Source organism: Microbacterium testaceum StLB037 (assembly GCF_000202635.1).
GTDB classification, from domain to species: domain Bacteria; phylum Actinomycetota; class Actinomycetes; order Actinomycetales; family Microbacteriaceae; genus Microbacterium; species Microbacterium testaceum_F.
Genome location: NC_015125.1, coordinates 508,806 through 532,014, shown reverse-complemented (window position 1 = coordinate 532,014; position 23,209 = coordinate 508,806). Strand labels below are relative to the sequence as shown.

Below are 23,209 nucleotides of genomic sequence, written 5' to 3'. Positions count from 1 at the left end.
CTCTCCTCGCGATGTCCGACGCTCCACCCTCCTCTCCGCCGCGGCGCTCCCGGCTGCGCGTCGACCCGCGCGCCGTGGCGGCGGCCCTGGCCGGGTTCCTGCGTGCCAACCCGGTCGCGGTCTGCGTCGCGATCCTGATCACGGCATCCGCGGCGGCCACGGGCACCCTGTGGGGGGAGGACGCCCTCATCTGGGGCGCGGGTCCGCTCGCCACCTTCGCCTCCGGGCGATGGTGGACGATCGCGACCGCGCTGTTCGTCCCGGATTCCCCGGTCGACGCGATCACCTCGATCGTGCTCGCCCTCACGGTGCTCGCCGCGGCCGAACGGCTGCTCGGGTCCCGGCGGACCGGCATCCTGTACCTGGTCATCGGCGTCGTCGGTCTGCTCGCGGGCGTCGGGATGCACGCGGCCGTATGGTCGGTGACCGATCTCCGGCCGGTCGTCGCCGCCGAGGTGCCCGTCCTCGACCCCACGACACCGATCGCCGGGGTCGTGATGGTGGCCAGCGCCTTCGCCCTCACCCTGTGGCGTCGACGCCTGCGGTTGGTCGGGTTCGCGCTCCTCGCGCTCTTCGCCCTCTACGCCGGCGACGCCGACTCGTGGTACCGCATCATCACGGCGGCCATCGGACTCGTCGTCGGGGCCGTGCTCGCCCGGGGCATCGAGCGCCGGTCCTGGCATCGCAGCTCCACCCGCGAGACGCGCACGCTCCTCGCGCTCATGGTGGCCGTGGTCGGTAGCGGGCCCCTCGTCGCCCTCATCAGCGGCGGCGGGCGCGGGCCGCTCTCGCTCGTCGTCGACGCGTACACGCAGTACGACGACGCCCTGCTCGCGCGGTGCGACACGCTCACCGAGGCGGTCTGCAACGAACAGATCGCGTTGCTCATGACGCGGGGACTGGGGCCGGCCCTGCTGGCGATCGTTCCCCTCGTCCTCATGCTGATCGCCGCGTGGGGTCTTCGGCAGGGCCGTCGATCGGCGCTCATCCTCGCGGTGCTCACCCTCGTGGCATCCGGGATCACGCCCCTCGTCTCGCTGACCAACGGACGTCTGCGCATCGACCCGTGGGTCGACGGGAGCGGGGCCGAGTACGTGCTGTGGGCGCTGGCATCCGTCGTCATCCCCCTCATGCTGGCGGGGGCCCTCGTGATCGCCCGGCATCGGTTCCCGGTGCGGGCGACGCGGCGCGCGGCGCGGACGGTCGCGATCGTCATCGGCGTCGCCTTCGTCGCGATCGGGTCGGGATTCTTCGTCACCGAGGAACTGGGGCGACGTGCGTTCGACCGCGACATCTCGGTCATCGACATGTTGGGCCTCACCCTGCGCCGGTTCTTCCCGCCCTCGTACACCACCCCCGGCGCCTCGGGATTCCCGCACCACGGGGTGGCCCTGTTCGCCTACCAATGGACCGGGGTGCTCTTCTGGGCGATCGTGATCGCGGCGATCCTGTGGCTGTATCGCCGCGTGCAGCGTCCGGATGCCGACGACGACACGCTCTATCGGACGCTGCTGCGACGGGGGAGCGACACGCTCGGCTTCCTGGGCACGTGGGCGGGGAACCGTCACTGGTCGTCGGCCGACCGGGAGAGTGCGATCGCGTACCGTCTCGTCGGGGACGTGGCACTGGCGGTCGCAGATCCGCTGACCCCGCCCGGCGGTCGCCCGGAGGCGCTGCGAGGCTTCACGGACTTCTGCCTCGAACACGGGTGGATCCCCGCGTTCTACAGCATCCATGCGGAGACGGCGGCCGACCTGAGCGACCTCGGCTGGCGGCAGATCCCCGTCGGCGTCGAGACGGTGATGGACCTTCCCGGCCTCACCTTCGCGGGCAAGGCCTGGCAGAAGGTGCGCCAGCCTCTCACGCGCGCCGAACGCGAGGGATACACCGCCGTGTGGACCCGCTGGCACGAGCTGACCGTTTCCCAGGCGTCTCAGGTGGTCGCGATCGACGAGGAATGGGTGGCCGACCGCGCGCTCCCCGAGATGGGCTTCACCCTCGGATCGCTCGAGGAGCTGCGCGACCGCGACGTGCGTCTGCTCCTGGCCGTCGGTCCCGACGACCGGATCGAGGCGGTCACGAGCTGGATGCCGAGCTGGACCGACGGTGAGCTGACCGGGTGGACCCTCGACTTCATGCGGCGTCGGGCCGAGGGACCGAACGGGATGATGGAGTTCCTCATCGCCAAAGCGGCCCTGCAGCTGCAGGAGGAGGGCGCCACGGTGCTCAGCCTGTCGGGTGCGCCTCTCGCCGACGATCCCGACGAGCCGGCCGACGGGGATCCCGCTCCGCTGCGGGCGCTCCTGCGATGGCTGGCCGAGGTGCTCGAGCCCGCGTACGGGTTCGCGTCGCTGTTCCGCTTCAAGGGCAAGTTCCGCCCCCGCTACCGGCAGCTCTCGCTCGCGTACCGCGACCCCCTGCAGCTTCCGTCCATCGGTGCCGCCGTCGGCCGCGCCTACCTTCCGGACGCATCGCGCCGTGAGATCGTCGCCCTGGCGAGAACTGCATGGGAGGGTCGCCGGTGAACCGCTTTCTTCTGTCCTTCGAGCTCATCGACAGTCCGCTCCTGGTGATCTGCGCCGTCGTCGCCGGTGTCGGCGCCCTCGCCGTCATCGTGTGGAAGCCGCGCTGGATCATCGGCACCCTGCTCATCGGCGTCGCAGCGGGCATCGCCATGTACGTCGTGGCCCACATCCTCGAGGCGCAGGGGCTGTTCCAGGGACCGTTGCCCGCCCACGCGGCCACCTGGGCCACCGGGGGCATCGTCGCGGTCGCCGTCGGCGTGGTCGGGATCTGCCGTCGTCCGTGGGGACGCCGGGTGGTCGGTGTCGTGACCGTGCTGGCCGGACTCCTCACGGCCGCTCTCGGGGTCAACACCTCGTACGGGGTCACGCACAACCTCGCCGCGATCCTGGGCGTCCAGGCCCTCGACCCGGCGTCGCTGCCCGCCCCGACGGCCACCGCGGGAGATCCGGCGACGCTCTACCAGGACTGGCAGCCCCCCGCGGGCATGCCGTCGCAGGGGTCGGTGAGCGCCCTGACGGGGGATGCCAAGATCCCGACCGGCCAGTACGCCGCGCGCGACGGGTCGCTCTACCTCCCGCCGGCGGCGCAGGTGGCGAACCCGCCTGCCCTTCCGCTCCTGGTCTTCATGATGGGGCAGCCGGGATCCCCCGACCCCACGAACCTCGCGAAGGCGCTCGACGCCTTCGCGGCGAAGCACAACGGTCTCGCCCCCATCGCGGTGGTCGTAGACCAGCTGGGCGCTGCCGACCGCGACCCCGGGTGCGTCGACTCCGCGAAGTTCGGGGCCGTCTCGACCTACATCAACGAGCTCGTGCCGAAGTGGGCCGAGGCCAAGCTGAACATCGTCAAAGATCACCGGTACTGGACGATCGGCGGTTTCTCGAACGGCGGCTCGTGCGCCGCGGTCTACGGCGCGAAGTACCCCCAGGTCTGGGGTCAGATGCTCGACATCATGGGCAACGAGTTCCCCGGGTCCGAGCACGTCGAACAGACGGTGACCGACGTGTTCGGCGGAGATGCGGGCGCGTTCCAGGCGACCAAACCGTCGGTCATCATGGGGGCGGCGCCGGCCGGCAGTTACACCGGTCACCTGGCCATCTTCACGTGGGGGAGCCTGGACACCACCTACGGGCCCGGACAGAAGGCGAACGCGGACGCTGCCCAGGCCGCCGGATTCACCGTCGTCACGTACGTCGTCGAGGGAGCGGGGCATACCGGCGAGGCGCTCGACGCGAGCCTCGCCTACTCCCTCCCCGTGCTGGCGCCGGTCCTCGGCCTGGCGCCGCCGGCATCCTGACCCTCCGCACCGACGGAACGAGAAAGGTCCGGACCGACATCGTCGGACCGGGCCTTTCTCGTGGGGAGGATCAGCGCGCGAGCGCGGCCTTCATGATCTCGGCGTGCTCGTTCGCGTGCACCTTCGGGGAGCCGGTCGCCGTCGATGCGGCGGCCGCGCGCGAGATGACGCGGATCGGGCGACCGAGCTTGTCATCGACCTCGAGGGCGATGAACGGCCACGCACCCTGGTTCTCGGGCTCGTCCTGAACCCAGACCAGCTCGGCGTTCGGGTAGGTCGCGAGAACCCGGTTGAGTTCGTCGATCGGCGCCGGGTAGTACTGCTCCAGGCGCACGAGGGCGATCTCGGGGTTCGGGTTCTTGTCGAGTTCGGCCCGCAGATCCCAGTGGATCTTGCCCGCGTGCAGGAGCACGCGGGTGACGGCGCCGGCGTCGAGACCGCGGTCGTCGTCGAGGACCGGCTCGAAGCGGCCCTCGAGGAAGTCCTCGACCGGGCTCGTCGCGCCGCGCAGTCGCAGCATGGCCTTCGGCGTGAAGACGATGAGCGGCCGGCGGGGGCGCTGGTACGCCTGACGACGCAGGAGGTGGAAGTACGACGCGGGGGTCGAGGGACGCGCGACGATCATGTTGTCCTGCGCGCACATCTGCAGGTAGCGCTCGATGCGCGCCGACGAGTGGTCGGGTCCTTGGCCCTCGTAGCCGTGGGGGAGCAGCAGCACGACGCTCGACTGCTGCGCCCACTTCTGGTCGGCCGAGGAGATGAACTCGTCGATGACCGACTGCGCACCGTTGGCGAAGTCGCCGAACTGCGCTTCCCACAGCACGAGCGCGTCGGAGCGCTCGACCGAGTAGCCGTACTCGAATGCCATCGCGGCGTACTCGCTCAGCAGCGAGTCGTAGACCCAGAAGCGGCCCTGGTTCTCGCTGAGGTTCGCGAGCGGCAGCCACTCCTGGCCGTTCTTGCGGTCGTGCAGCACGGAGTGGCGCTGCACGAACGTGCCGCGGCGCGAGTCCTGACCCGCGAGACGGACGGGCGTGCCCTCCATGAGGACAGACCCGAAGGCGAGCAGCTCGCCGAACGCCCAGTCGATGCCGCCGTTGCGGCTCATGTCGAAACGCTTCTCGAGCAGCTGCTGGAGCTTGTTGTGCACGGTGAAGCCGTCGGGCTTGTTCACGAAGGCGTCACCGATGTGGTGCACGACCTCGCGGGAGACACCGGTCGTCTCGGGCGCACCCGTCGGAACCTCGTCGGCCGCCTCGGTCGAGACGACCGGGTTGGTGCCCGTCTCGGCCTCGTGCGTGTCGGCGAAGGCGACCTCGAGACGGTTCTGGAAGTCCTGTTTCGCCTGCTCGTACTCGTCTTCGGTGATGTCGCCGCGGCCGACGAGGGCCTCGGTGTACAGGCGCCGGACGGAGCGCTTCGCCTCGATGAGGTTCGTCATCAGCGGCTGCGTCATCGAGGGGTCGTCGCCCTCGTTGTGACCGCGGCGGCGGTAGCAGACGAGATCGATCACGACGTCGCGGTGGAACTCCTCGCGGTACAGGAACGCCAGCTCCGCCGCGCGGACGACGGCCTCCGGGTCGTCGCCGTTCACGTGGAGCACGGGCGCCTGGATCGTCTTGGCGACATCGGTGGCGTACACCGAGGTCCGAGCGTCCGTGGGCGTGGTGGTGAAGCCGACCTGGTTGTTCACCACGACGTGGATCGTGCCACCGGTGCGGTAGCCGCGCAGCTGCGACATCTGCAGCGTCTCGACCACGACGCCCTGACCCGCGAACGCGGCGTCGCCGTGCACGAGGATGGGCAGCCACGAGAAGCTGCCGATGGGCTTGCGGTCCTGCTTGGCCCGCACGATGCCCTCGAGCACGCCGTCGACGGTCTCGAGGTGCGAGGGGTTGGCCGCGAGGTAGACGGGGAGCTCTTCACCGTTGTCGCCGACGAAGGTGCCCTCGGTGCCGAGGTGGTACTTCACGTCGCCCGAGCCGCGCTTGCTGCCGATCGCGACAGCGCCCTCGAACTCGCGGAACACCTGGCCGTAGGTCTTGCCGCCGATGTTGGTCAGCACGTTGAGGCGACCGCGGTGGGCCATGCCGATCGCGGCGCCGTCGAGGCCCTTGGAGGCCGCACCCTGCAGGATCTGGTCGAGCAGCGGGATGAGCGACTCGCCGCCCTCGAGGCTGAAACGCTTCTGGCCGACGTACTTGGTCTGCAGGAACGTCTCGAACGCCTCGGCCTGGTTCAGCTTCGACAGGATGCGGAGCTGCTCGTCGTGGCCGGGCTTGATGTACTTGACCTCGACGTTGCTCTGGAACCACTTGCGCTGGATCGGATCCTGGATGTGCATGTACTCGACGCCGATGGTGCGGCAGTACGAGTCGCGCAGGACGCCGAGGATGTCGCGCAGCTTGGCGACGCGCCGATCGCCCAGACCGCCCGTGACGAACTCGCGGTCGAGGTCCCAGAACGTCAGCCCGTGCGACTCGATCTCGAGGTCGGGGTGCGTGCGCTGCACGTACTCGAGCGGGTCGATGTCGGCCATGAGGTGGCCGCGCACGCGGTACGAGTTGATCAGTTCCTGGACGCGCGCGCTCTTGTCGATGCGCTCCGAGACGTCGACGTTGATGTCGGCGGCCCAGTGGATCGGCGCGTACGGGATGCGCAGCGCCGCGAAGATGTCGTCGTAGAAGCCGCGCTGCCCGATGAGCAGCTCGTGCACCTTCTTGAGGAACTCGCCCGAGCCGGCACCCTGGATGACGCGGTGGTCATACGTGCTGGTCAGGGTGATCGTCTTGCCGATCGCGAGCTCGTTGAGCGTCTTCGCGCTGGAGCCCTGGAACTCGGCGGGGTAGTCGAGCGCGCCGGCGCCGATGATCGCTCCCTGACCGCGCATGAGGCGGGGGACCGAGTGGACGGTGCCGATGCCGCCGGGGTTGGTCAGCGAGATCGTCGTGCCCTGGAAGTCGGCCGGCGTCAGCTTGTTGTTGCGGGCGCGACGCACGAGGTCTTCGTAGGAGGCGAGGAACTCGCCGAACGTCAGCGTGTCGGCGCGCTTGATGCTGGGCACCAGCAACGCGCGGGAGCCGTCGGGCTTGGGCATGTCGATCGCGATGCCCAGGTTGATGTGCGCGGGAGCCACGACCGAGGGCTTGCCGTCGATCTCGGCGTAGTAGACGTTCTGGCTCGGGAACTCCTTGAGCGCCTGGATCAGCGCCCACCCGATGAGGTGCGTGAAGCTCACCTTGCCGCCGCGGGTGCGCGACATGTGGTTGTTGATGACGATGCGGTTGTCGATCATCAGCTTCGCGGGGATGGTGCGCACGCTCGTCGCGGTGGGGACCGTCAGCGAGTCGTCCATATTGGATGCCAGGGCCTTCGGCATCCCCTTCAGGACCGTCACGCGGTCTTCCTCGGTGCTCTCCGAACCGGCCGAGGGAGCAGCCGTGGGAGCCTGCGCCGGAATCGGCTGCGGCTTGGCGGGCTTCGTCGTGGTGCGGGCCACGGGTGTCTGACCGACGACGGGAATGGGGGCTGTCACGGGCTTCGGCTCGGCCGCGGGAGCGGACGGGGGACTGCCGGCCGCGGCGGATTCGTCGACGACCGGGTGGTACGCCTCCAGAATCGGCCACCAGGCCTTGTCCACGGAGTGCTTGTCGACTTTGAACTGTTCGTAGAGTTCGTCTACGAGCCACTCGTTCGCGCCGAACTCGCCCTCGTTCGAAGTACCGACGCCCGTCACCTGGCTCGACACAGTCGATCGCCTGCTTTCCTCGATGAAGATTCCTGTGGAATGCACGCGACGTCGCCGTCACGCACCCTCTCAACCCTAGCCGAGGTTTCTGGACGGCTTCCGGGTCTTTCCATTCCCCCGATGTGGTGAGGTGGATGCCATGGAGTTCTCCGGTGCTCAGCCCGATGTCGATCTGACCTACTCGGACGTCTTCCTCGTCCCGCGCCATTCCGAGGTGCGCAGCCGCCTCGACGTCGACCTCGCGCCGGGCGACGGCAGCGGAGCGACGCTGCCGCTCGTCTCGGCCAACATGAACTCGGTCACGGGGACGCGTCTGGCCGCGACCCTGGCGCGCCGCGGCGGTCTCGGCGTCCTCCCCCAGGACCTGGCGCTACCCGACCTCGTGGACGCGGTCGGGAGGGTGAAGGCGCAGCCCGTCGCGTGGGACGCTCCGCTGGTCCTCCCGCCGTCCGCCACGGTCGCCGACGCGCGCCTGGTGCTTCCCCCGGTGCCGGGTCGCGGGATCGTCGTCGCCGAAGCGCGCGAAGACGGGGTCATCGCCCTCACGGACTTCCGGGGGATCGTGCCGGCCCCGCGCCTGGCGACCGCGCTCCCGGATGCCACCCTCGGCGACATCGCGCGCACCGACGCCCCGCTGGTCGAGGTGGCCCGGGTCGGTGATCCGCGCGAGATCTTCGCCCTCGTGGGCGAGGCGGACATCGTCGCGGTCGTGGATGGCGACCGCGTCGTGGGAACCCTCTCCGCGCGGAGCGCGCTGCGCGACTCCGTCTACCGTCCGGCCGTCGACGCCGACGGGCGTCTGATCGTGGCCGCCGCCGTCGGAGTCAACGGCGACGTCGCGGGCAAGGCTCGGGCGCTGGCCGCGGCCGGGGTCGACGTGCTCGTCGTCGACACGGCGCACGGTCACCAGGCGCAGATGCTCCGCGCGCTGCGCGAGGTCGCGGCGCTGGATCTCGGCATCCCGATCGCCGCGGGCAACGTCGTCACCGCCGAGGGCGTGCGCGATCTCACCGACGCCGGAGCGTCGATCCTCAAGGTCGGCGTCGGACCGGGCGCGATGTGCACGACCCGCATGATGACCGCGGTCGGACGTCCGCAGTTCTCGGCCGTGCTCGAGACGGCGGAGGCCGCGCGCAGCGTCGGCGCGCACGTCTGGGCCGACGGCGGGGTGCGCTACCCGCGCGACGTCGCCCTCGCGCTCGCGGCGGGCGCGGCATCCGTCATGATCGGCTCGTGGTTCGCGGGCACGATCGAGTCTCCCGGGCGCTTGCGCACCGACGAAGGCGGGCGGGTCTACAAGGAGTCGTGGGGCATGGCCTCGACGAAGGCCGTGCAGGGGCGCTTCGGTCGCCTCGATCCCTTCGAACGCGCGCGCAAGGAGCTATTCGCCGAGGGCATCTCGTCCTCGCGCATCTACCTCGACCCCCAGCGCCCCGGTCTCGAGGACCTGCTCGACATGATCACCTCGGGCGTGCGCTCCTCGTTCACGTACGCGGGAGCGGCGACGGTGGCGGAGTTCCACGAGCGCGCACGGGTGGGCCTGCAGTCCGCCGCCGGATACGAAGAAGGAAAGGCGCTCCCCGTCAGCTGGTGAGCGCGCTCGCCGCGACGTCGGCTTCGAGCGTGATCCACGCGCCGAGCTGGACCGAGAGGTCGAGGTCGTCACCCTCCGCGTGCGCGGTGCGCCGCGGGTCGGCGGGGAAGAGATCGGCGCGTCGGCCCCTCCACAGGGCGTCGGCGTTGATGCGCACCAGACGTCGCGCGCTCTCGGAGACCGCTCGACGCGGGTCGTCCGCGGGGGCGTCCCCGAACGACACGGCGGCCTCCGCGAGATAGCGGGCGAGGATGCCGGCGAAGAGACCGCCGTCCCCACCTCCGGCGGCGGGGAAGAGGCCGTCGTCCGGGGCGCACCACCGTTCGACGGCGTCGACGAGGGCGGCCGCCCGCGCGAGGTGCGCATCGCGGGAATCGGCATCGGGCGCCGCCTCGGCGAGCGCGAGGGCCGAGCCGATCGCGACGCCCTGGTTGTACGTCCACAGCTCGGAGCGGACGACGCCGTGCTCGATGCCGTCGCGGACGAGGCCCGTCTCCGGGTCGTCGAGGGTGGCGGCGACCCACGCGTCGAGGTCGACCGCCGACCCGCGCCGTGACGTCCACGCCAGGGCGATCGCGGCGGGGGAGTTGGCGGGCGCGTTGTAGAGGTCGCTGCCCACCGCCCACGGGAGGGCCCCGACGGCGGGGTCGATCGCGTCGTCGAGTCGTCGGACGAGACGTTCCAGGCGGCGGTCCCCGAGGTCGAGGCGCTGAAGGGCCAGGGTCATCCACGCGACGTCGTCGTAGAACGGGGTGGTCCACCGCCCCAGCGTGCGGAGGGTGACGCCGCGGTGCAGCTCGCGCAGGAGGCGGGCGCGTCGCGGGTCGGGTCGGTGATCCTGCGCGTCGCTGAACGCGTGCAGCAGGTGCGCGTGCCACCAGTAGTGCCACGTGCGGGCCCGCGGGACCCCCGGCGCGGCGGCGTGCGCCCACGCCACCGGTCCGTGGCGGTGGACGAAGCGGCGGACGACGGCCGACTCGGCCGCCATGGCGCGTGCCTGCGCCGGGATCGTGGCATCCATCCCTTCATCCTGCACGGGGGACGGATCGCGACGAACCGGCCGCGAGAGGTGCGGCGCTGCCCTAGAATCGTCGGCACGATGGACGACCCTCCCAGTTGTAGACCCAGGCCCCAACGACCCCCCTCCGACGCCGATCGCCGATCGAGCGGAGGTGATGACTGATGGATTACGTCATGCTGGGCGTGGGGCTGCTGCTCACTGTGGGAACCGGGCTCTTCGTCGCGAGCGAGTTCGCGCTCGTCAACCTCGACCGCGCCGACCTCGAGGCGCGACGAGAAGCCGGCGAGTCCCGCCTGTCGCTCACGATCGATGCGCTGCGCATCACCTCGACGCACCTGTCGAGCGCGCAGTTGGGCATCACCCTGACGACGCTTCTGACCGGTTACACGATGGAGCCGGCGATCTCGAACCTGCTGCGGCCGGCCTTCGACTCGTGGGGTCTGCCCGAGGCGCTCACGGTGTCGGTCGCCTCCGTCATCGGCGTCGGTGTCGCCACCGTCCTGTCGATGATCCTCGGTGAACTGGTGCCGAAGAACTTCGCCCTCGCCATCCCCCGGCAGACGGCGAAGCTCGTCATCCCGTTCCAGGTCGCCTTCACCGCGGTGTTCAAACCCGCGATCGTCCTGCTCAACGGCAGTGCCAACGGCGTCTTGCGCGCGATGGGCGTCGAGCCCAAGGAAGAGCTGTCGGGCGCCCGGTCGGCTGAGGAGCTGTCGAGCCTGGTCAAGCGCTCGGCGAGCGCCGGAATGCTCGAGAAGGACACCGCGTCGCTGCTGGATCGCAGCCTGACCTTCGCGCGCCTCAGCGCGGCCGACGTCATGACGCCCCGCCCGAGCGTGCACGCGCTCGCCGCGGGCGACCCCACCGACGACGTCGTGCAGCTCGCGCGACGGACCGGCCACAGCCGGTTCCCCGTGTACGGCGAGTCGATGGACGACATCGTCGGCGTCGTGCACCTCAAAGCCGCGATCGGCGTGCCGCGCGAGAAGCGCGGGGAGGTGCCGGTGGCCGCGCTCGCGACCGAACCGCTGCGCGTCCCCGAGACGGTGCACCTCGACGCCCTCGTGTCGGAGCTGCGCTCGCGCGGCTACCAGATGGCCATCGTCGTCGACGAGTACGGCGGCACCGCCGGGATCGTGACGCTGGAGGACCTCGTCGAAGAGATCGTGGGAGAGGTGCTCGACGAGCACGACCGCTCGCGCGCCGGCGTGGTCCGCACCGCCGTGTCGCTGACGTTCCCCGGCGACCTCCGTCCCGACGAGGCGCTCGACCGCGCCGGAGTACGCGTGCCCGAGGGCGAGGCGTACGACACCGTGGGCGGTTTCATCATGGCCGCGCTCGAGAGGATCCCCGCGGTGGGCGACACCGTCGAGACCGAGGACGGCGTGCTGACCGTGAACCGCATGGACGGCCGCCGCGTCGACCGCGTGCAGTACACCGCGAACCCGGTGGAGGAGAACATCGGCGACCTCGTGCGCGCGGCGAAGGGGGGTGACCAGCGATGAGCGATTGGGCAGGAATCGCCTGGTTGGTCGTGCTCCTCGTGGCCAACGCCTTCTTCGTCGGTGCCGAGTTCGCCGTCATCTCGGCGCGTCGCTCGCAGGTGGAGCCGCTCGCGGACCGCGGCTCGCGCGCGGCCAAGACCGCGCTGTACGCCATGGAGCACGCGACGCTCATGCTCGCCACCTGTCAGCTGGGCATCACGATCTGCTCGCTGCTGATCCTGAACGTGTCCGAGCCCGCGATCCACCACCTGCTCGCGGGGCCCCTGGGGCTGACCGGTCTGCCCGAGGCGGCCGTCGACATCGCGGCGTTCATCGTGGCGCTGCTGGTCGTGTCGTACCTGCACGTGGTGTTCGGCGAGATGGTCCCGAAGAACCTCGCGTTCTCGCTCCCGGACCGCGCCGTGCTGATGCTCGCCCCGCCGCTCGTGGCGGTGTCGAAGGCGTTCTACCCGATCATCGTCGCGCTGAACTGGACCGCGAACCACGTGCTCCGGCTGTTCCGCGTCGAGCCGAAGGACGAAGCGGCATCCACCTTCACCCTCGACGAGGTCGCCACCATCGTGAACCAGTCGCGGCGGGAGGGGGTCCTCGACGACTCGGCCGGCACCGTCACGGCGGTCGTCGAGTTCACCGAGAAGAAGGCCGCCGACATCGCCGTGCCGATGGCCCAGCTCGTCACCCTCCCGGAGCGGACCACGCCCGGCGAGATCGAACGCGCGGTGGCCCAGCACGGCTACTCGCGGTACGTGATCGTCGACGAGGCCGGCCACCCCACCGGGTACGTGCACCTCAAGGACGTGCTCCGCGCGGCGGACGGGTCGGATGCCGACATGGCGCGCCCCATTCCGAGCAAGCGCATCCACCACATGGTGTCGGTGCTCGAGACGACCGACCTCGAGGACGCCCTCGCGCTCATGCGCCGCTCCGGCCGCCACCTCGCGCAGGTGCGCGACGAGGCCGGCGACGTGCGGGCGGTGCTCTTCCTCGAGGACGTCATCGAGGAGCTCGTCGGCGAGGTCCAGGACGCCACCGCGCGTCGCCGCTTCGCCTGACCGACGCTCCCGACGAAGAACACCGGATGCCACGGGCCCTGGGCTCCGTGGCATCCGGTGTTCTGCGCTCCCGCGCGCGTCGCGCGAGATCACACGTTCCGTGCGAGATCACCCCGCTCGCGCCGTCCTCACCGCGTGACCTCGACCCGATCGTGTGATCTCGGCGGCCGGGGCTGGGGCTGGGGCTGCGGCTACGGCGGCCGGGGCGGCTACGGCCGGGGCTGCGGCGGCCGGGGCGGCTACGGCTACGGCGGCGCCGGGGCGGCGGTCAGTAGGCGCGGACGTACTGGGCGGGGGCGGGGACGGGGGCGCCGAGCGCGGCGGCGGCGCGCAGCGCGTAGTGCGGGTCGCGGAGCCATTCCCGGCCCGACAGGATCGCGTCGGCGCGGCCGTCCGCGAGGATCTGCTCGCCGAACGTGGGGTCGTCGATCATGCCGACGGCGGCGACGAGCAGTCCGGTCTCGCGGCGGATCGTCGCGGCGTAGTCCACCTGGTACCCGGGGCCGGGCACGATGTGCTGCTCGGGGACGAGCCCGCCGCTGGACACGTCGATGAGGTCGGCGCCCGCAGCCGCGACCAGGCGCGCGGCGGCCACGGTGTCGGCGAGGTCCCACCCGCCCTCGGCGGCGTCGGTCGCCGAGAAGCGCACGAACACGGCGGCGTCGGGCGCGGCGGCACGGACGGCCTCGGTCACGCGCACGACGAGGCGGACGCGGTTCTCGAAGGAGCCGCCGTAGGCGTCGTCGCGGTGGTTCGTCAGCGGCGAGAGGAACTGGTGCAGGAGGTAGCCGTGGGCGGCGTGGACCTCGATGACCTCGAATCCGGCCGCGACGGCGCGGCGGGCGGCATCCGCGAAATCGGTGACGACCTTCTCGATGCCCGCGGTGTCGAGCGCGACCGGTGCGGCGAACGAGTCGTAGGCGAGCGCCGACGGGGCGACGGTGGTCCATCCGCCGTCGGCGGGCGCGACGCTGCCGCGGCCGCCGGTGAGGGGCGACGTGGTCGAGGCCTTGCGACCGGCGTGGCCGAGCTGCACGCCCGCGACGGATCCGCGCGCGCGGATCGCCGCGACGACGGGCGCCCAGGCCTCGGCTTGCGGGTCGTTCCAGAGTCCGACGTCGTCGGGCGAGATGCGTCCCTCGGGCGAGACCGCGGTCGCCTCGGCGATCACGAGTCCCGCGCCGCCGGCCGCGAACTGCGCGAGGTGGACGTGGTGCCAGTCGTTCGGCATCCCGTCGGTCGCGCTGTACTGGCACATGGGCGACACCCACAGGCGGTTGCGCGTCTCGATACCGCGGACGGACAGAGGTGTGAAGAGGGTGCTCACGTCGGACCTTTGCGTTCTCTGGTGGCCGTCTAGTCTGGCGATCATGACGGCGAAGGAATGGACCGGGGAGGATGCCTCCCACGCCCTTCGGAGGCCAACGGCCCTCGACGACAAGTATTCCCGCGGGGTGGTGGGGCTCCGCACCGGCTCGGCCCGGTACCCCGGCGCGGCGATGCTCGGCGTCGAAGCCGCGTGGCGCACCGGTACGGGCATGGTGCGCTACCTCGGCCCCGAGCGTGCGCAGGACCTCGTGCTGCAGCGCCGCCCCGAGACGGTGACCGCCGACGGGCGCGTGCAGGCCTGGGTCATCGGATCCGGAACGGATGCCGCCGAGCGCGACGCCGCGGAGACGGCGGCGCTGCGCGGCATCCTGAACGGCGATCTCCCGGTCGTCGTGGACGCCGGCGCTCTCGACCTCGTCGTCGGGGCCGCGGCTCCGGTCGTCGTGACGCCGCACGCCCGCGAGCTCGACCGCTTGCGCGCGGACCTCGGGCTGTCGCGGGCGGATGCCACGGACGACGCCGCGCGGGAGGAGGCGGCGCTCGAGACGGCCGCGGCCCTCGGGGGCGTGGTGCTGCTGAAAGGAGCGGTGACGATCGTCGCCACCGGGGACGGGTGGGTGCGCCGGGTCGGAGCGGGGACGCCGTGGCTCGCGACCGCGGGCACCGGGGACGTCCTCGCGGGGGTGCTCGGCGCCGTGACGGCGGGAGCGGTCGCCGCGGATCGCCGCGGCCTCGACGACCTCGCGGCGTGTGCGGCCACGGCCGCCTGGCTGCACGGGACGGCCGGGCGGGTGGCATCCGGAATCTCCGGGGGAGAGGGCGGACCGATCACCGCGCTCGACGTCGCGGAGGCGCTGCCCCGGGTCGTGGCGGGGGTGCTGTCGGACTCGATCGGGTAACGGTTGGCTGCTCGTGGCCCCGCGAGCACGGGTCCCCGTCCGGGGCGGAAGGGGCCGCCCGCTTAGGATGAGGCGGTGTTGAGGCGTGTCGTTCCCCTGTTGATCGCGTTCGTCGCCGTGCATGTCACCGTGGCGATCCTGGGCTATCAGCAGCCCAACGAGCCCATGGGCGACGTGTACCTCGTGTACGAACCCTGGTCGCGCTGCGCCCTGTTCGGGGGTGTCGACGTCACGTCCTGCACGCGCTCCGCGACGTGGGAATGGCCGGGCATCACCGAGAAGTGGATCTATCCGCAGCTCGCGTTCCTGCCCATGACCTTCGCGTGGGTGTTCGCGTGGGCCATTACCTACACGCCCGCGTGGGCGCTCACCGTCGCCCTGGCGAACTTCGTCGCCTTCGTGATCCTCGTCGGCAAGGGCCGCTCGCGCGGCCGCGTCCTCGGGGCGTGGTTCTGGCTCGCGGCGATCCTGCTCATCGGACCGGTGGGGCTCTACCGCATCGACGGGATCACGGTGCCGTTCGCGATCCTCGGCAGCATCTGGCTCGTGCGGCGGCCGTTCCTGGCATCCGTCCTGCTGTCGATCGCGGTGTGGATGAAGGTGTGGCCGGCCGCGATCCTCGCCGCGGGGCTGATCGTCGTGCGGCGACGGCTCGCTCTGGTCTGGGGCGCGGTCGCGGTGTCGTTGGCGACGGTGATCCCCGTCGTGGCGCTGGGCGGCGCGCCCTTCGTGCTCGGGTTCGTGGGGGACCAGACCTCGCGCGGCATCCAGATGGAGGCCCCCGTCGGCGGGCTCTACATGATCCTCGCCTCGTTCTACGTGCCCGGTTCCGAGGTCTACTACGACGGCGGCGTGCTCACCTTCCAGGTGACCGGTCCGGGCGTGGATCCCGTCATCGCGATCATGACCCCGCTCATGCTGCTCGTCATGGCGGGCGTCGCCGTGGTGGGCGCGCGCAAGCTCTGGGCCGGAGCGACCTTCGTCGCGCTCTTCCCACCGCTCGCGTTGGCGCTGGTGACCGCGTTCATCGCGTTGAACAAGGTCGGTTCGCCGCAGTACTACGTGTGGGTGTTCGCCCCCGTGATCCTCGGCCTGATGATCGATCGCCGCCGCTGGTACGGCCTCGCCGCCCTCACCCTCGTGATCGCCGGCCTCACGCAGTGGATGTACCCGATGGTCTACGACGGGCTGATGGCCACGCACCCGGCGCCCTTCCCGGTCTTCCTGCTCGAGACCCGCAACGTGCTCGCGCTTGTGCTCATGGTCTGGGCGATCGTGCGCGTGGTCCGCGTGCCCGTGGGTCGCGTGACACGGCCGGCGGACCTGCGCGAGTTCGTGACCGGCCGCAAGACGCCCGCGATGGCGGCGACGGCCGACTAACCTCGACACCATGCTCGTCGCCTTCTCCGTCGCCCCGTCCGGAACGGGCAGCCTGTCTGCCGAGAACCCCGACGGGTCGGTGCACGCCGCCGTCGCGGCCGCCGTTGCGGTGGTTCGCGCCTCGGGGCTCCCGCACCGCACCACCTCGATGTTCACCGAGGTCGAGGGCGAGTGGGACGAGGTCTTCGACGTCGTCAAGCGCGCCACCGACGCCGTCCTGCCCTACGGCTCGCGCGTGTCGCTGGTGCTGAAGGCCGACATCCGGCCCGGGCACACCGGCGAGATCGACGGCAAGATCGAGCGGCTCGAGCGCGCGATCGACGACGCCGCGTCGGAGTGACCCCGCGCTGACCCCGGCCGCCGTTCTTGCCGTGGCGAGACGCGTCGCGCAAGCGGCGTTCTCGACGCGCGCGGCCGGATAAGTTGAGACAGGGAGAGCGGGGGATCGGGTGGAACCGGAGATCGGTGACGCGCTGGGCGCGTCGTACCGTTTCGTCGATCGGATCGGATCCGGCGCTGCGGGCGAGGTCTGGCGCGTGCGCGATGTGCGCGACGAGTCGATGCGCGCCGCGAAGGTGCTCCGGCGCGAGCACGCGCAGGATGCCGAGCTCGTCGAACGCTTCATCCGCGAGCGCACGGTGCTCACGCGCCTGCGGCACCCGCACGTCGTCGCGGTGCGCGACCTCGTGGTCGAGGGCGAGCGGCTCGCGATCGTCATGGACCTGGTCGAGGGGGGAAGCCTGCGCGACGCCCTCGAGGAGCGGGGCACGCTGCCGCCCGCCGAGGCCGTCGCCCTCACCGCCGCCGTGCTCGACGCCCTCGCTGCGGCGCACGCGGTCGGAACGGTGCACCGCGACATCAAGCCCGACAACGTCCTCCTGTCCCGCGACGCGGCGGAAGACGAGGGCGACCCCGGCGCCGCGGTCCGCGTGGTCGACTTCGGCATCGCGCGCGTCCTCGACGAGCGACGACGCTCGACGACCGCGATCATCGGCACGCCCGAGTACATGTCGCCCGAGCTCGTCACGCTCGGCGAGGCGGGACCTCCGAGCGACGTCTACGCCGCCGGCATCCTGCTCTACGAACTCCTCTCCGGACGCACCCCGTTCGCGGGCCCGGGCACCGACTTCACCGTCGCGTATCGGCACGTCAGCGCGGAGGCACCTCGCCTCGACGTGCCCGACGAGGTGTGGCGCGTGCTCCACCGCCTGCTCGGCAAGGCGCCGACCGAGCGCCCCTCGGCCGCCGAGGCGGCGGAGAGCCTCCGACGCCTGAAGAGCGCGGTCGCGACGCTGCCGGCGCTGGCCCCCGTTGCCGCTCCCGAGGGCTTCGCCGAGGCCGAGCGACCCGCCACGGTGCTCCGAGGCGTCACCCCGAGCGCCCCGGAGCCGGTCGACCTCCCCGCCGACGAACCGGCCCCCGACCTCGGCGCCGCCGGGCAGGCCACGGTCCTCCGGCCGATGCCTCGCCGCGAGGCGCCCGCTCCCGTCGCGCAGGAGCCGGCCGCGAAGACCACGCTCTGGGCGCGGATGCCGCGCGGTCGCGCGCTCTGGATCGCCGGCGCCGCGGTGGTCGCGGTCGCCGCCGTGGGCGCGTTCTTCCTTCTGCGGCCCGCGGCGGGCGAGGCCGCGCCGGCGGCCGCCGGTCCCGTCGTGACCGCGAGCCAGCAGGACCGGGCCCTGCCGACCGGCCTCAGCGTGAGCCGGTCGGTCAGTTACGACCCGGAGAAGAAGATTGCGACCGTCACGATCGAGTACGGTGCCCAGAACGCCCCGCTCACCGGGCCTTTCCTCGAAGTGCTGCCGGGCGCTGCGGCAGCCGATGCGTGCCCTGCGGTGACGTGGTCGGACGCCACGGTCACCCGCAACCAGGCGAGCGTCACCGGGATCTCGGTGAACTGCGGATGGAGCGTCGAGGGCGTGACCGTCCCGACCCAGGATGCCGTGACCGTCACTGCGCAGGTCTCCCTCGCGCTCTCGGGCCAGGAGGCCGTCGACGGGTGGCTCAAGGAGGCCGCGGCGGCCACGACACAGGCGGTCTCGGATGCCGAGGTGTCGGGCGCCTCCTACCCGGTGCAGCGTCTGCGCGACATCCAGGTGACGACGCCCGCTCGCACGGTCGGCGGGACGGCGCTGCCCGTGACGCTCCTCCCGGTCTGGCCGAGCGGCCCCGATCCGGTGAACCCGTTGTTCACGAGTCCGTCCGTGGGGGCGCCGAGCGCGATGCTCGATGCCGTCGCCGGCGGGACGGCCGGAGTGCGCTTCAGCGACGGCTGCGCGGGAGCGCTGACCGTGTCGTCGGACGGTCTCGTCGTGACGGCGCTGTCGGTCGCCCCCGACTGCACGGTGCGCGCGCGGGTGGGCAACTTCACCGACCTCGTGAGCCCGCCGTTCGGCATCACGACGCGGTGAGGTCGCGCGCGGCTGGGGCTGCGCGGGGCTGAGGCTGCGCGGGGGTGAGGCTGCGCTGTGCTGAGGCTGCACGAGGGTGAGGTCGTGCGGCGGCGAGGTCGCGCAGAGCCGAGGCCGCCCGGGGCTCCAGCCGTGCGGCGACTCAGCCCGCGGCGACCGCGACCGACGGGCCGGCGGCCTGGACGAACCGCGCCGCACCCGCGACGCACGCGTACCCGCGACCGGTCGTCACCGCCACGGGAGCGCGACGGGGGAGGGTCACGCCGAGCAGGTCGCCGTCGTAGTCGACGTCAGGCTGCAACAGCACGCCGCAGCGCGACTTGCGCAGCGTCTTCGTCCAGCCCGAGTACTGCGCGCGCAGGTCGGCGGACCGCCCGGCCGCGATCACCAGCACGTGCTGCTGCGACATCGTGAGCAGGCTCGCGAGCGACTGATCGGTGTCCTCGAAGGACTCGGCGTCGTCGACGAGGATGACGACCGGTCCCCGTTCGAGGCGGACGGATGCCACGAGCGCCGGGATCTCGTCCGCGCCGACGACCACGCGGTCGAGGTCGGCCGTGGCCAACGGTGAGCGACGGCCGCAGACGCCCCACACGGCCACCGGGGTCGTGGCATCCGGAGCAGTCCGAAGGGCCTGCGCGATCGCGAGGAGCAGAGTCGACTTGCCCGAACGCGCGGGGCCGGCGACGAGCACGTGCTCACCCTCGTAGACCTCGAGGAACGCGGGGGCGAGGTCCGCCTCGGCGATGCCGATCGGGAGGCGCCACGGCTCCCGGCCCAGCTCCGCCGTCGCGCCGAGGTCGGCGATCCCGACCTGGTCGGGGAGGCGTCCGACAACGGGGGCCTTCGCGGCGGTGCCGGCGTAGGTCGCCTTCACCCGGGCGACCGCGTCCGTCAGACCTCCCGCGGGGGTGGCGACGTGCGCCTGCCGGGCGGTCTCCGCCAGCACGCACCGGCCCGGAACGGACGCCGGAGCGTCCTTGGGGCGCAGGCCCGCCGAGGTGTAGTCGTACGGGTCGGCCAGGCGGAACATCCACTTCTGCGTGGTCACCTCGTCGATCGCCGAGGGAACCGCCTTCGCGCGCGTCGTGGACACGGCGAAGTGCAGGCCCAGTTCGGGGCCGTCGGCGTACGCGCGGTAGAGGCCGTCGAGAAGCTGCTGCCCCTCGTGGTCCTGGAACTCGTCGCGGAGCGCCGCGAGACCGTCGATGAGCACGATCGCGCGGCGCCGCTGCCCCTCGTCGGCGCGACGGCGCTCGAGGTCACCGCGGAGATGACGGAGGAACCGCGCCTGCTGTTCGCGCGCGCCGCCCCCGGCGCCGACGTACGCCACCGTGTGGGGGAGGTCGGCGAGGGGAGCGAGGTCGCGGGCGCCGGCGTCGAGGACGAGGATGTCGAGGTCGTCGGGGTGCGACTCCGCGGCGAGAGCGAGCGCGATCGACGACAGCGCGGTGCTGGTGCCGCTGCCCGGGATGCCGACCGCGAGGAGGTTGCCGCGCGTCAGGTTCCACCCGGCGGCGACCTGGCGCTGGCTGTCCGGCTCGTCGGCCAGAGCGAAGAACACCTCGGCGCCCTGCACACCACCGACCGCGGGCACACCCGCGGCGACGCCCGCGTCAGCGGCCTCGTCGCCGAAGCCGGCCAGCGGGACGCGGGAGCCCAGCGCCTCCGGCCACACGGGCCGCGGGGCGGCGATGCCGGCCTCGTCCGCGGCGGCGCGAATGGCGTCGATCACGACGTCGAGGTCGGTCGCGGACTCGTCCACCACGGTCGTCCGCGGGGCGGGGGCGATCCCCGAGAACGTGACCGGCTGCAGCTCGACCGCCTCGACGACCGCGCGTTCGGACTGCCCGGTCACGAGGGCGGTCTGCACGGGGGCGATGTCGTCCTGCCCGCGCTTGATGTAGGCACGACCGCGCTGGGCACGACCGATGGCGGATGCCGCCGGCACACCGATGACGTTGTTCGAGTCGTCGCGACTCTGCACGCGCAGAGCGACGCGCAGGTTGGTGTTCGCGAGGATGTCGTCGTTGACGACACCCGCGGGACGCTGCGTCGCCAGGATCATGTGGACGCCGAGAGTCCGGCCGACGGCCGCGACGCTCACGAGCGAGGACAGGACGTCGGGGAAGTCCTTGGCGAGCATGGCGAACTCGTCGACGACGAGCAGCAGACGCGGCATCGGCTCGGCCGGCTTGGTCGCGAGGTACGCGTCGAGATTGTCGACGCCCTCTCCGGCGGCGGCGAAGATGCGCTGACGCCGCCGCATCTCGGCCTCGAGGGACCGGAGCGCGCGGTCGGCCAGCTGCTCGTCGAGGTTGCTGATCGTGCCGATCGTGTGGGGCAGCCGCTCACAGGCGGCGAAGGCGGCGCCGCCCTTGAAGTCGATGAGGATGAAGCTCAGCCGGGTCGGATCGTTGCGCAGGGCGAGGCCCGCGACGAGCGAGCGGAGGAACTCGCTCTTTCCCGAACCGGTCGTGCCGCCCACGAGGCCGTGCGGGCCGTCGTGAACGAGGTCGAGTTCCATCGTGCCGCCCTCGCCCATGCCGATGGGGGCCGTGATGCCCCGGGCGTTGGTCCAGAGGTCGCGGACCGCTGCCGCGTTGACCTCGTCGAGGCCCAGGAGCGGGGGAAGGCGCACGAGCCCGGGCAGAGCCGCTCCGGGCACGACGAGCTCGGGGTCGTCGAAACGGGCCACGTCCCGCGCACCGGCCGCGGCGGTGTCGATGTCGATGCCGGCCAGGATGACGTCGTCGACCGTCACGAGGTCTCCGGGACGGGTGACGGTGGCCGCGGCATCCGGAGCGACCCGCACCACGACGGTGCACGCGGCGGGAAGCTGCTCCTCGGATGAGGCGATGACGATGCCCGACACCTGCACGCCCTGACGGTCGCGTGAGAGCGTGGTCGTGCCGTCGGGGCGTCCGTGGCCGAGCAGTTCGCGCGCGGGGGCGTTGCGACCCTCGGTGAGCACGTCGGAGTCCAGCACGAGCAGCACGGAGGCGGTGGGGATGTCGTGGATGCCGTCCCGCAGGCCCCGGAGCAGGTCGGTGCTGCGCTCGCGGTTGTCGGACATCCAGCGTTCCTGGGTGCCGGTGCCCTGTCGACGCGTGTGAGGGAGCCACCCGGCCCATGCCCACTCCGGAGAACGGCCCGCGTCGCAGAACACGCCCACGGTCAGGTCGGCGGGACCGACGTGGACGCCGGCTTGGACCACGAGGCTTCGCGCCAGCGCCAGAGCGCCGTCGCGGTCGCCCACGATGCCCACGACCCCGCCGGCGGTGAGGTCGATCTCGACGGGCGCGGAGGGGATGGTCGCGGAATCGAGGATCTCGCGGACGTCGTCTTCGAGACGGGTACCGGAGCGCTCGTCGATGGCGGGGCGCCAGGGGACGTCTCCGATGCCGGCGTGCAGCGCGAGGAGATCGGAGGAACTCGCGCGTCGCTGCCAGAGCGTCGTCGCGGGGATGGCGGCGCGGCGGAGGGTCGTGGCCGGGTCGGGGATGGCATCCATTCTCCGGGCCTTCTCGGCCTGTCCGGCCGAGGCGATGTCGTCGCGCAGCGTCTGGAGAGCCTGGGTGAAACGCTCGTCTTCTTCTTTGACGTTCTTCGTGTGGCGGCGCTTCTGCTCGAACCACACTCCGACGCCCAGGACCGGGCTGAGCGCGGCGAACATCGCGTATCGGGCGTCTCCGAGCATGAGCACCATCACGAAAGCCAGCACGAGCGGAGCGGCCACCGTGATGATGCTGAACTTCGACGCGGGGGGCACATCCTTCCGCGTCGGAGGGGTGATGGGGTCGGGCTCGGGCGGGCGACCCGGACGCGGCGGACGGTTGAAGGGCGCGGTCGCCGCGGGGGTGATGTTGTGGAGGGATCCGGGCTCAGGGGCGCCGGCCTCCTCGATCGAGGGGCGGAGCAGGACACTGGTGCCGCCGGCGATGACGACGGCCGGCCCCTCGACGACGGTCCCGTCGTCGCCCGCCTCGGTGCCGTCGACCAGGGTTCCGTTCGTGGAGCCGCGGTCATCGATGCGCAGACCGTCCTCCTCGCGGACGGCGGCGAAGTGCTCCCAGGACGCGCTCGTGGTGGGCAGCATGAGATCGGCCTGGGGGGAACGACCCGCGATCAGCGCTCGCCCGCGCGGGACGTCGACGATCGGCCCGGCGTGGAGGCCTCCGGACAGCGTCGCCGTCCAGTCGGTCGCCGGCTTCGGTCGCCGCGGTTCCGAGAGGGCGATCCGGGTGCCCTCCAGCAGCAGGACCTCGGTCAGCTCGGTGGAAGCGGGATGCCGCTGCGCGTCGACGGAGACGAGGGTTTCGGGCGCGAGGTCTCGCCCCGTCGCCGCCGAGATGAGTTCGGCCAGGGTGGCCTGGCTGCGGTGACGGGCGAGGTCGACCACCTGCTCGTCTTCGTCGATCGCGATCAGCAGACGCATCGGAGCCTC

Annotated in this window: 13 protein-coding genes; 9 read left to right on the top strand and 4 right to left on the bottom strand. The window is 71.8% G+C overall.

All coding sequences use genetic code 11. From position 1 onward, the window contains the following. Window positions 1-11: 11 nt before the first annotated feature. Together MTES_RS02475 and MTES_RS02470 are read left to right on the top strand one after the other, a co-directional pair. A complete protein-coding gene (locus MTES_RS02475) occupies window positions 12-2,525 on the top strand; it encodes a bifunctional lysylphosphatidylglycerol flippase/synthetase MprF (RefSeq protein ID WP_013583598.1) in 2,514 nt (837 codons plus the stop codon). Next, the gene (locus MTES_RS02470) at window positions 2,522-3,823 is read left to right on the top strand and encodes an alpha/beta hydrolase (protein WP_013583597.1); all 1,302 of its coding nucleotides are present in this window, start codon (window positions 2,522-2,524) and stop codon (window positions 3,821-3,823) included. Before MTES_RS02475 ends, MTES_RS02470 begins: the two co-directional genes overlap by 4 nt. A gap of 70 nt (window positions 3,824-3,893) precedes the next feature. Here MTES_RS02470 and MTES_RS02465 read toward each other — a convergent pair whose 3' ends face one another. Further along, entirely contained in the window at window positions 3,894-7,571 is a 3,678-nt protein-coding gene (locus tag MTES_RS02465; RefSeq protein WP_013583596.1) for a multifunctional oxoglutarate decarboxylase/oxoglutarate dehydrogenase thiamine pyrophosphate-binding subunit/dihydrolipoyllysine-residue succinyltransferase subunit, read from the bottom strand. 139 nt (window positions 7,572-7,710) lie between these two features. Here MTES_RS02465 and MTES_RS02460 point away from each other — a divergent pair, with 139 nt between their 5' ends. Further along, a complete protein-coding gene (locus MTES_RS02460) occupies window positions 7,711-9,165 on the top strand; it encodes a GuaB1 family IMP dehydrogenase-related protein (protein ID WP_013583595.1) in 1,455 nt (484 codons plus the stop codon). On the opposite strand, the gene MTES_RS02455 is transcribed toward MTES_RS02460, so the two are convergent. Further along, the gene (locus tag MTES_RS02455) at window positions 9,155-10,186 is read right to left on the bottom strand and encodes a glycoside hydrolase family 76 protein (protein ID WP_013583594.1); all 1,032 of its coding nucleotides are present in this window, start codon (window positions 10,184-10,186) and stop codon (window positions 9,155-9,157) included. The two genes, MTES_RS02460 and MTES_RS02455, sit on opposite strands and share 11 nt — an antisense overlap. Window positions 10,187-10,347: 161 nt before the next feature. Between MTES_RS02455 and MTES_RS02450 the strand changes: the two genes are divergently transcribed. Further along, window positions 10,348-11,691, top strand: a complete 1,344-nt coding sequence (locus MTES_RS02450; RefSeq protein ID WP_013583593.1) for a hemolysin family protein — start codon at window positions 10,348-10,350, stop codon at window positions 11,689-11,691. Continuing rightward, entirely contained in the window at window positions 11,688-12,743 is a 1,056-nt protein-coding gene (locus MTES_RS02445; RefSeq protein WP_013583592.1) for a hemolysin family protein, read from the top strand. The genes MTES_RS02450 and MTES_RS02445 overlap by 4 nt, the downstream gene beginning before the upstream one ends. Before the next feature lie 268 nt (window positions 12,744-13,011). On the opposite strand, the gene MTES_RS02440 is transcribed toward MTES_RS02445, so the two are convergent. Next, window positions 13,012-14,070: an NADH:flavin oxidoreductase/NADH oxidase gene (locus MTES_RS02440; RefSeq protein WP_013583591.1), complete on the bottom strand. Its 1,059-nt coding sequence runs from the start codon at window positions 14,068-14,070 to the stop codon at window positions 13,012-13,014. A gap of 43 nt (window positions 14,071-14,113) precedes the next feature. Between MTES_RS02440 and MTES_RS02435 the strand changes: the two genes are divergently transcribed. From MTES_RS02435 to MTES_RS02420, 4 genes are all read left to right on the top strand, one after another. Further along, the gene (locus MTES_RS02435; protein WP_043360928.1) at window positions 14,114-14,971 is read left to right on the top strand and encodes an ADP-dependent NAD(P)H-hydrate dehydratase; all 858 of its coding nucleotides are present in this window, start codon (window positions 14,114-14,116) and stop codon (window positions 14,969-14,971) included. Window positions 14,972-15,046: 75 nt separating this feature from the next. Then, complete coding sequence (locus tag MTES_RS02430) at window positions 15,047-16,351, top strand: glycosyltransferase family 87 protein (RefSeq protein WP_013583589.1); 1,305 nt, start codon at window positions 15,047-15,049, stop codon at window positions 16,349-16,351. 10 nt (window positions 16,352-16,361) lie between these two features. Continuing rightward, window positions 16,362-16,691 (top strand): thiamine-binding protein, encoded by a 330-nt coding sequence (locus MTES_RS02425; protein ID WP_013583588.1) that lies wholly within the window; start codon window positions 16,362-16,364, stop codon window positions 16,689-16,691. A 109-nt stretch (window positions 16,692-16,800) separates the two neighbouring features. Then, window positions 16,801-18,762 (top strand): serine/threonine-protein kinase, encoded by a 1,962-nt coding sequence (locus tag MTES_RS02420; RefSeq protein WP_013583587.1) that lies wholly within the window; start codon window positions 16,801-16,803, stop codon window positions 18,760-18,762. Between the two features lie 142 nt (window positions 18,763-18,904). Here MTES_RS02420 and MTES_RS02415 read toward each other — a convergent pair whose 3' ends face one another. Then, a complete protein-coding gene (locus tag MTES_RS02415; RefSeq protein ID WP_013583586.1) occupies window positions 18,905-23,200 on the bottom strand; it encodes an FtsK/SpoIIIE domain-containing protein in 4,296 nt (1,431 codons plus the stop codon). Window positions 23,201-23,209: the final 9 nt, after the last annotated feature.

Coding starts and splice junctions, on each gene's coding strand:
- MTES_RS02475 (WP_013583598.1), top strand. CDS start 12: ATGTCCGACGCTCCACCCTCCTCTCCGCCGCGGCGCTCCCGGCTGCGC.
- MTES_RS02460 (WP_013583595.1), top strand. CDS start 7,711: ATGGAGTTCTCCGGTGCTCAGCCCGATGTCGATCTGACCTACTCGGAC.
- MTES_RS02455 (WP_013583594.1), bottom strand. CDS start 10,186: ATGGATGCCACGATCCCGGCGCAGGCACGCGCCATGGCGGCCGAGTCG.
- MTES_RS02450 (WP_013583593.1), top strand. CDS start 10,348: ATGGATTACGTCATGCTGGGCGTGGGGCTGCTGCTCACTGTGGGAACC.
- MTES_RS02445 (WP_013583592.1), top strand. CDS start 11,688: ATGAGCGATTGGGCAGGAATCGCCTGGTTGGTCGTGCTCCTCGTGGCC.
- MTES_RS02435 (WP_043360928.1), top strand. CDS start 14,114: ATGACGGCGAAGGAATGGACCGGGGAGGATGCCTCCCACGCCCTTCGG.
- MTES_RS02425 (WP_013583588.1), top strand. CDS start 16,362: ATGCTCGTCGCCTTCTCCGTCGCCCCGTCCGGAACGGGCAGCCTGTCT.
- MTES_RS02415 (WP_013583586.1), bottom strand. CDS start 23,200: ATGCGTCTGCTGATCGCGATCGACGAAGACGAGCAGGTGGTCGACCTC.